This window comes from Nitrososphaera sp. (genome assembly GCF_050748925.1).
In the GTDB taxonomy this organism is placed as follows: domain Archaea; phylum Thermoproteota; class Nitrososphaeria; order Nitrososphaerales; family Nitrososphaeraceae; genus Nitrososphaera.
Window position 1 is genome coordinate 1 of the sequence record NZ_JBOGQF010000086.1, and the last position, 7,842, is coordinate 7,842.

The window sequence follows — 7,842 nt, forward strand, 5'->3', positions numbered from 1 at the left end:
CTCGATGTTTTGCGTCGTGACTGCAACATAGCCGATGAGTGCAGGGGCGCCGCCGGAAAAGCCGCCGAGTATGATGTTGGACTGGCTTCTGCGCTTGAGCCACTTGCTGTAGACGATGATGTTGTCAAAGAGGCCAAAGGCCATCAGGCCAAACGCTAGGGGGTTGATAAACCAGGCGCAGACTAGAGAGATGGCAGCGAGTATCAGGCCAAAGGTCAGGGCATTTTTCGGGGTTATCCTGCCCGACGGTATGGGCCGGCCCTTTGTCCTGTCCATTATGGCGTCAATGTCGCGGTCGTTATAGCCAGTCAGCGTGTCAGCTGCTGCAGAGCCAGCAGCTACCCCGCCTATCAGGAGCATCCACGTCAGCGGAGTAATTGGGATGTCAAAGAGCAATGATGCAGTGAGGGCGGCTCCAAACGCCGTGAATACTAGCAGGTACCAGATCTTGGGCTTGGTGACTTCGTAATAGTCCTTGATCTTTGTGCCTAGGGAGACCTGGTGAACGGTGTCCAAGTAACAGCCTAGAGGGCGCGCCGTTGTTATTTATAGCTTAAAAAATTACTTGGAGGCCGAGATCGGGTACGCGATGTCCCGCACGGTCTTGCGCATCTCGATGAACGTCTCTGTCTTTTGCACGCCCTCGACCCGGCCTATCTTTTCCGAGATTATCTGGTGCATCTCGTCAAGCGAGTGGGCGTTCATGGTGACCAGGATGTCGAACCTGCCCGTGACTTCAGACACCTCCCGCACCTCGGGGATCTTGAAGAGCTCGTTCAGGACGTTGTCGCGCAGTTTAGAGTCCATGTTGATGCCGGTGAGCGCCTTGACGTTAAATCCGAGGGCCTCGTCGTTGATTACAATCGTGAATTTCTTGATGAGCCCCTTCTTTACTAGGCGCTTTATCCTGCTATAGACGACAGAGGCGTTGACGTTGATTTTTTTTGATAGCCGGGGTACAGAAATGCTGGCGTCCCTCGCAAGTTCGCTCAAAATTTTTACATCTAGATCGTCGATCTTTCCCATCGAAAGTCAACATAACTTAAGAGGCAAGGTGTTAATAAACGTATAATATGGCGCCAAACGCTGTTTTAATTCAATATTTTACACAAGCTTGTGCTATACTGCAACGGCATTGCGAAAATTGGAAAATGGAGGGACTAAAGGATCTTTTTGTCCTTTAGCAGCTCGGCCAGCAGCACCGCGCCCCTGGCAGACCCCATCTTTTCGTTGTGAGACAGCAGCACGTACTTTATTCCGTTGTCAAAGGCGGTGTCCTTGCGCAGCCTGCCAACCACGGTGGTCATGCCGTCGTTTACCTCGCGGTCAATCCTTGGCTGCGGGCGGGTGGGGTCGTCGTGCACCATGATGTACTCCTTTGGGGCCGTCGGAAGCGCCCTTATGGACACGTTCTTGCTGAACCTCAGCATCTCTTTCTTGACGCCTTCGGCCTCTGCCGGCCTGTCAGTCTCTACGAACACCGACTCGGTGTGGCCGTCAGAGACAGGAACTCTCGTGCACGTGCAGCTCACCTTGAAATCTGCCGGTGTGATAGAGCCCTTGTTCATGGAGCCGAGGATCTTTTTTGCCTCGATCTGGACCTTCTCCTCCTCCTTTGGTATGTAGGGGATGACGTTGTCCATGATGTCAAGCGCGATTACGCCGGGCGACCTGCCGGCGCCGGAGAGCGCCTGCATCGACGTCATGAAGACCTTGTCGATGCCGTACTTGTCGAGTATCGGCTTGAGCGTGATAGCAAGCCCCGTGGTGGTGCAGTTTGGCAGCGGGGCGATAAAGCCTTTCCAGCCGCGGTTCTTTTTCTGCACGTTTAGCAGTTCAACCTGGTCGTCGTTGATGCCCGGTATCAGTATCGGGACGTCAGACTCGTAGCGGAAAGCAGCGGCGGTGCTGATGACAGGCGTCGTCTTGGCAAACCTCGGCTCTATCTCCTTGGCATCGTCTGACTCTAGTGCGGTAAAGATGAGGTCAAAGTTCTCCGGCTTGATGTCCTCGACCTTGCTGACGACCATGTTCTTTACGTACTCGGGCACCTCTTCGCGGTTGTGCCACCTAAGGATCCCCGAGTTTGGGTCGCGGATAGCGTCCACGTATTTCTTGCCTGCCGACCTCTCTGATGCCGCCACCTGGGTCAGCTGGAACCACTTGTGCTTGTTGAGGGCTACGACGAACTCTTGGCCCACTGCGCCAGTGGCCCCTATCACTGCTACCTTGAGCATATACGGGCGCGTTTGACCTGATGATACCTATAATCGTTTTTCCGGGCGCACATTCTAAATACAGACTGCGAGAAGAAGGATTGTTGGCGTGCTCGCACGGCGGCGTGTATTCGGTGGACCCCAAGATGGTCAGGCTTGATTGCAGCTCTAGCGTCAACCCCCTCGGGGCGCCAGGAAAGGCGGTCAGAGCCATAGAGAGGTCTGCAGGGGAGCTTGCGCCAATGTATCCAGACCCCGAGTGCAGGGACCTGAAAAAGGGCCTTGCTCGCTACCTGGGCGTCAATACCGATCAAATAGCCGTCGGCAACGGCGCCGCCGAGATCATTTACTGGTTTGCGCGGCTGTTTGCAAAAAGGCGCGTCGTCATCCCCGCGCCCACGTTCTGCGAATACGAGCTTGCTTCACAAAAGGCAGGCGCTGTAGTGACGTTTGTCCCCCTGGCGGTTGATTTTGCACTTGACGCCGATGCGGTGATTGCAAGTGCAAAAGGCGTCGACGCGCTTTTCCTGTGCAACCCAAACAACCCGACAGGAATGCTTGCAACCCGTGCGATAAAAAAGGTGATCGAAGACGTCGACAATACGACAAAAATCATGCTGGACGAATGCTTTATCGAGCTTGCCGACAGGCAGGAGACGCTGCTAAAGCTTGTAGACAGGCACGACAACCTCGTCGTCCTGCGGTCTCTGACCAAGTCGTTTGGGATGGCGGGCCTGCGCGCAGGCTATAGCGTCTCAAGCCCCGCGCTCGCAGGGCAGCTGTCGTCGCTAAAGGTGCCGTGGAACGTCAACGGGCTTGCGCAGGCCGCGGGCGTCGCCGCTCTTGCAGACAGGAGACACGTGGCAAAGGCGAGGGCACTTGTGAAAAAAGAGCGCGCATTTCTTTACGAGAGGTTGAACAGGCTCGAATCGCTTGTGCCAGTCAGGTCAGACGCCAATTACTTGCTCTTGCGGCTGAAAAGCGGCGATTCCACGCATTTCAGGGACAGGCTCATGAAAAAGACCGGCGTGCTCGTGCGCGACTGCAGCACCTTTACCGGCATGGGCTCGCAGCACGTCAGGATAGCGGTCAAGACGCATAAAGAAAACATGATGCTGGTAAAGGCCCTGGAGGAGATGGACAACGGCAAGGCGCGCTAGGCTCATAATGGTTCAGGGGACGTCGTCGGGTGCCGGCAAGAGCACGATTGTCGCGGGCCTGTGCAGGATATTTTCAGATGCCGGCCGCAAAGTCGCGCCGTTCAAGTCGCAAAACATGTCGTCCAACCTCTACCAGACGGCCGGCGGCCTAAAGATGGCAAGGGCGCAGGCAATACAGGCGGTGGCGGCAAGGCGCGAGCCGGATGCCCGCATGAACCCCATACTGCTAAAGCCGCTTGGCGACTACAGGAGCGAGGTGCTCGTGAACGGCAGGTTCTATGCCGAGATGCACGCCAGGGAATATTACGAAAATTTCGTGCTGAAACAGGGGTTCCCGCTCGCGCTAAAGGTGCTTGACTCTTTGCGGCGCGAAAACGACGTGGTGGTGATAGAGGGCGCAGGGTCGCCGGCAGAGATCAACATTGCAAGATATGACATTGCCAACATGCTGCTGGCAGAAAAGGCAGAGTCGCCGGTGGTTATAGTAGCAGACATTGAGCGTGGCGGCTGCTTTGCGAGCATTGTCGGCACGATGCAGCTGCTAAAGCCAAAACACCGTGTTCTTGTCAAGGGGTTTTTAATAAACAAGTTCAGGGGCGATCTGGCGCTGCTTGCGCCGGCGATAAAAACGACGGAAAAGATGACCCGAAAGCGCGTCCTTGGCGTCGTGCCAAAGATCGAAATCGAGCTGCCGGAGGAAGACTCGCTTGACGGCGGCAGGGCGGGAAGCGAACTGCCGCAAGAGTCGTGGGGCTGGCAGCTCGACCTCCTCGCAAAAGCAATAAAAGAAAACGCAGACATTGAGAGGCTGAACAGGGTGGCGGGCTTTTGATATTGCTCGCAGCCCTTGCCGCAGGGCTCGGCCTTGACTATGCGCTTGGCGACCCGTCAAACAAATACCATCCTGTGGCGTGGCTGGGCCGGCTCATCGGGTTTTTCGTCCCCCGGCTAAAGGCGCGCAGCGCAGGCGCCGAAAGGGCGAAGGGGATTGCGTTTGCCGTCCTGCTTGTCACCCTTGCTGGCGTTGCCGTCCACCTTGCCGCAGTGGCAAGCTACCAGCTTGCCGGCGTTGTCGCGCTGGCAATATTTTCGACAATAATACTGAAAATAACGGTCGCCGTGCGCGGGATGGAGAGTCATGCCAGGGCAATAACGGCCTGCCTGGAGGGAGGCGACTTGCCCGGCGCAAGGCAGAACCTTTCTTTGATAGTGAGGCGCAGGACTGACGACCTTGGCGAGCAGCACATCCTGTCGGCTACAATAGAATGCGTGAGCGAAAGCACGGTCGACGGCATCGCCGGGCCGGTCTTTTACTACTCGCTTTTGGGTCCCGCCGGCGCAGTTGCATACAGGGCGATAAACACTCTTGACTCGATGGTGGGCTACAGGGACGATTATTACCGCAACATCGGCTGGATGTCTGCCCGGCTTGACACCGCTGCAAACTATGTCCCTGCAAGGATAACCGCGTTTCTGATGGTGCTGTCCGCCAGGATTCTGGGCGCCGACTGGAAGAATTCATTGCAGGTGCTGCAGCGCGACCACGGCAAGACGTTCAGCCCAAACGCGGGGTACCCCATGGCCGCGGTGGCCGGCGCCCTCAGAATAAGGCTGGAAAAGATAGGGCACTACGAGCTGGGCGAAGGCCAGGAGCTGGCGACAATCGAAAAGTGCAGGACCGCGGTTTCCATAATGAAGCTGACGACACTCCTGTTCGTGCTCTTTTTCTCGGTTCCGGCCATGTCACTCTTATATCTGGCCGGCTGGTGGAGGCTCTTGCTTGGCGTCCCTTAGGCCGGTACAGTCGGTGCTTGCATTCCTCACTATACTGCCGACCGGCAAGAGCGGGCACGACATACACTATGTCGCAAGGAACATGTACCTGTTCCCCCTTGCCGGCGCAGCCATCGGCGTCATTGTCGGCGGCATGGCCTACGGCACGTCGCTCTTTTTGCCGCCCCTGCTCGTCGGCCTGCTTGTCGCCGGCGCGCTTGCCATAATCACCGGCGTGCACCACACCGACGCGCTGGCAGATTTCGCGGACGGCCTGATGGCCAAGGGCGGCAAGGAGGTCAAGCGCAAGGCGATGATGGACCCGGCAGTTGGCTCGGCAGGCGTAGCGGCGCTGGTCATGTATTTTGCCGGCATGATAATCGTGTTCAACACAGGTTTTCCGGGGCTCAAGGTGCTTACCAGCATCATTGCGGCAGAGGTCATAGCCAAGTTTGTCATGGTCCTGCTGACATACAGGGGCACGTCGGCATGGGAGGGTTTCAGCTCGCCGTTTACAGCCGCCATGAAGGACGGAAAAAGGATGCTTGCAGCCACTGCGATAATGGTCCTGATTGTGTGGTTTGCGTCAGGGTACGCGGGGATGGCGGCCCTTGGCGTGTCCGTCGGCCTCGGCGCCCTCTTGCGCCACGTTTCAAAGAGGAGCTTTGGCGGGATATCCGGCGACGTGCTTGGCGCCTCTAACGAAGTGTCGAGGCTCGCGTCGCTAATGGTGCTCTCGTCGCTGGTGATGCTTTGATAGCCGCCATAATGTGCGGCGGACGCGGAAGCCGGCTGAAGGCGGCAGAGGAAAAGCCGCTTGTCAAAATTGCAGGCAAGAGCCTTGTCGAGCGCGTCCTTGCTGCCTTGAAGGAATCAGGCAGGTTTGAGAGGATTGTGGCAGTCACGTCGCCCAACGCGCCAAGGACCAGAGAGTTCCTCCGGTCGCTCAAGGTTGAGGTAATTGAAACACCAGGTGGGGGCTATCCCCATGACCTGTCGGTTTTGCTTGCCGCGTTTGCACAGGAAAAGGTGCTTGTCGTGCCGACAGATCTCCCGCTCTTGACGGGAAAGATTGTCGCCGAGATGGTCGACAAAGTCTCGCAGCCTGCGCCGGCCGTCTCGATAGTACTAGAGAAGAGCTTTGTGGAAGGCCTTGGCGTCAAGCCCAGCGTCGTCGTTGGCGGCTATTGCCACTCTGGCATCACGCTCTTTGCAGGCGTGAACGGCCCAGTCGAGGAGCGATATGTAGTGATGAACAGCGCAGAGATTGCGGTAAACGTCAATACAAAAGAGGAAAAAGAGCTGGCCGAGCTACTGGTCCAGAACGCCCAAGACCTTGCCCGAAATGAGGGCCTTTGAGCCAGAGCTTGACGCCAGCACCTCGCCGCAGCCAGAGCACTTGACGCTCGACGTAGTGTGCGAAAACACGACGACCTTGGCGCCGCACTTTTCGCACTGGATCGAGACAAAGTTGCTCCTCGGCTTGGGTATGAGTATGTTTTCTCGCCGGGTCATGTCTAGCCGATCTCCAGCTTGCGGATCCTCATGCCCTGCTTCATGGTCTTGAACTGGCAGGTTTTACATGCATAGCGCAATGTCATCTTTTTCGTAGTCTTGGCCGTCCTCTTGAGCTCCGGGAATTTCTGGCCACCATAGCCCTTCTTGTCTTCGGCGTGCCTGCGAGCGCCTTCTGCCACCTTCCTGTCCTTGCCCTTTTTGTACAGGGCGACAGAGTGGATGGTGTGCGTCTTGCACTTGGGGCAGAACTTGCGCATCTCCTTCTCCATCTTCATATACCACTTCAACCTGCATCAGGGTAATTTAATGTATGTCCGGGCGCACTGAGGAGCATGGTTTTAGTAAATCTAATATACTTGTAAAAATATCCCTCTGGCATGTTCGAAGCTCTGGTTAGACAAGTATTCGACGCAGCTGCATTCCCAGTGTGGATCCCGTTGGCATTTGGCCTTACTGTTGGCCTTATCTATGCCGTCGTATCGGGCATGAGACGCAGCAAGTAAACACGGCGTCGCTGCCTTTTATTTTTCAGTCACCTTTTTAGCGCAGGCTATTGGTAAGCGCCCATGGACCTTTTCCACCACAAGAACGAATGCGAAGAGTGCCACGAGAAATTCGGCAGCTACGACGAGCTTGTGCACCACGCTCGCGATGTCCACAAGCACCACGTGGCAAAATGCGCCGACTGCGGCAAGCTTTTCCTGCATGAAAAAGACAGGCTGCACCACGCCAAGGAAGAAAAAGAGCGCAAGGTAGACGCGCGCAGGCACAAGCTTTAAGGAACAAATCCGCCCAGAGGCTCTCGATGAGCACCGATTTCGCTACCAGGGTCAGGGCGGGCGCGACCAAAGAGCGCGCCATCACGGTCGAGGCAAATATGACGACAAGCTTTCTCTGGAAGGGCGAAAACGTCATGTCGACGCCCTCGATGATCCTCGAGATGGAAGAGACGTGCCGGCTTTTGCTCAAGGAGCAGGCGATACCGGAGGCGGAATGGGACTCGGTCGGCACCATCGTCGACATAAGGCACCTGGCGGCCACGCCGGTCGGGGCAAAGGTGTTCCTGAGGGCAAAGGTGACGTCAGTGGACGGCTGGCGGGTGATGTTTGACGTGGAAGCAAGCGACGAGGTCGAGAAGGTGGGCGAGGGCAGGCACGAGCGGTTCATAATAAACG

At 56.7% G+C, this 7,842-nt stretch carries 12 protein-coding genes; 7 read left to right on the forward strand and 5 right to left on the reverse strand.

Going from position 1 to position 7,842, the window contains the following annotated elements:
* The 3 genes from ACREAY_RS08020 to asd all read right to left on the reverse strand — a co-directional run.
* The coding region (locus tag ACREAY_RS08020) for a protoheme IX farnesyltransferase (RefSeq protein ID WP_431755250.1) at window positions 1-516 on the reverse strand (516 nt) is incomplete at its 3' end.
* Window positions 517-561: 45 nt separating this feature from the next.
* Window positions 562-1,026, reverse strand: coding sequence for an Lrp/AsnC family transcriptional regulator (locus tag ACREAY_RS08025; protein ID WP_431755251.1), 465 nt, complete (start codon window positions 1,024-1,026; stop codon window positions 562-564).
* A 134-nt stretch (window positions 1,027-1,160) separates the two neighbouring features.
* On the reverse strand, window positions 1,161-2,237 hold the full coding sequence (gene asd, locus ACREAY_RS08030; protein WP_431755252.1) for an aspartate-semialdehyde dehydrogenase: 1,077 nt from the start codon (window positions 2,235-2,237) through the stop codon (window positions 1,161-1,163).
* A gap of 83 nt (window positions 2,238-2,320) precedes the next feature.
* Between asd and ACREAY_RS08035 the strand changes: the two genes are divergently transcribed.
* From ACREAY_RS08035 to ACREAY_RS08055, 5 genes are read left to right on the forward strand one after another with little or no spacing between them, the layout of a single operon-like run.
* Window positions 2,321-3,376: a pyridoxal phosphate-dependent aminotransferase gene (locus ACREAY_RS08035; protein WP_431755253.1), complete on the forward strand. Its 1,056-nt coding sequence runs from the start codon at window positions 2,321-2,323 to the stop codon at window positions 3,374-3,376.
* A 7-nt stretch (window positions 3,377-3,383) separates the two neighbouring features.
* Window positions 3,384-4,208, forward strand: a complete 825-nt coding sequence (locus tag ACREAY_RS08040; protein ID WP_431755254.1) for a cobyric acid synthase — start codon at window positions 3,384-3,386, stop codon at window positions 4,206-4,208.
* Between the two features lie 2 nt (window positions 4,209-4,210).
* Window positions 4,211-5,170 carry a cobalamin biosynthesis protein gene (locus ACREAY_RS08045; RefSeq protein ID WP_431755255.1) on the forward strand — a complete coding sequence of 320 codons (960 nt, stop codon included), beginning with the start codon at window positions 4,211-4,213 and terminating at the stop codon, window positions 5,168-5,170.
* Window positions 5,157-5,906, forward strand: coding sequence for an adenosylcobinamide-GDP ribazoletransferase (cobS, locus tag ACREAY_RS08050; RefSeq protein WP_431755256.1), 750 nt, complete (start codon window positions 5,157-5,159; stop codon window positions 5,904-5,906). Before ACREAY_RS08045 ends, cobS begins: the two co-directional genes overlap by 14 nt.
* Window positions 5,903-6,508, forward strand: a complete 606-nt coding sequence (locus ACREAY_RS08055) for an NTP transferase domain-containing protein (RefSeq protein ID WP_431755257.1) — start codon at window positions 5,903-5,905, stop codon at window positions 6,506-6,508. Before cobS ends, ACREAY_RS08055 begins: the two co-directional genes overlap by 4 nt.
* Here the strand turns inward: ACREAY_RS08055 and ACREAY_RS08060 are convergent.
* Both ACREAY_RS08060 and ACREAY_RS08065 read right to left on the reverse strand, forming a co-directional pair.
* Window positions 6,461-6,664 (reverse strand): 30S ribosomal protein S27e, encoded by a 204-nt coding sequence (locus tag ACREAY_RS08060; protein ID WP_431755258.1) that lies wholly within the window; start codon window positions 6,662-6,664, stop codon window positions 6,461-6,463. The two genes, ACREAY_RS08055 and ACREAY_RS08060, sit on opposite strands and share 48 nt — an antisense overlap.
* Before the next feature lie 2 nt (window positions 6,665-6,666).
* Window positions 6,667-6,942 carry a 50S ribosomal protein L44e gene (locus ACREAY_RS08065; protein WP_431755259.1) on the reverse strand — a complete coding sequence of 92 codons (276 nt, stop codon included), beginning with the start codon at window positions 6,940-6,942 and terminating at the stop codon, window positions 6,667-6,669.
* Window positions 6,943-7,233: 291 nt separating this feature from the next.
* Here ACREAY_RS08065 and ACREAY_RS08070 point away from each other — a divergent pair, with 291 nt between their 5' ends.
* Window positions 7,234-7,446 (forward strand): hypothetical protein, encoded by a 213-nt coding sequence (locus tag ACREAY_RS08070; protein ID WP_431755260.1) that lies wholly within the window; start codon window positions 7,234-7,236, stop codon window positions 7,444-7,446.
* A 26-nt stretch (window positions 7,447-7,472) separates the two neighbouring features.
* Window positions 7,473-7,842: thioesterase family protein (locus tag ACREAY_RS08075; protein ID WP_431755261.1), on the forward strand; the 370-nt coding region annotated here is incomplete at its 3' end.

Coding starts and splice junctions, on each gene's coding strand:
- ACREAY_RS08025 (WP_431755251.1), bottom strand. CDS start 1,026: ATGGGAAAGATCGACGATCTAGATGTAAAAATTTTGAGCGAACTTGCG.
- asd (WP_431755252.1), bottom strand. CDS start 2,237: ATGCTCAAGGTAGCAGTGATAGGGGCCACTGGCGCAGTGGGCCAAGAG.
- ACREAY_RS08040 (WP_431755254.1), top strand. CDS start 3,384: ATGGTTCAGGGGACGTCGTCGGGTGCCGGCAAGAGCACGATTGTCGCG.
- ACREAY_RS08060 (WP_431755258.1), bottom strand. CDS start 6,664: ATGACCCGGCGAGAAAACATACTCATACCCAAGCCGAGGAGCAACTTT.
- ACREAY_RS08065 (WP_431755259.1), bottom strand. CDS start 6,942: ATGAAGATGGAGAAGGAGATGCGCAAGTTCTGCCCCAAGTGCAAGACG.
- ACREAY_RS08070 (WP_431755260.1), top strand. CDS start 7,234: ATGGACCTTTTCCACCACAAGAACGAATGCGAAGAGTGCCACGAGAAA.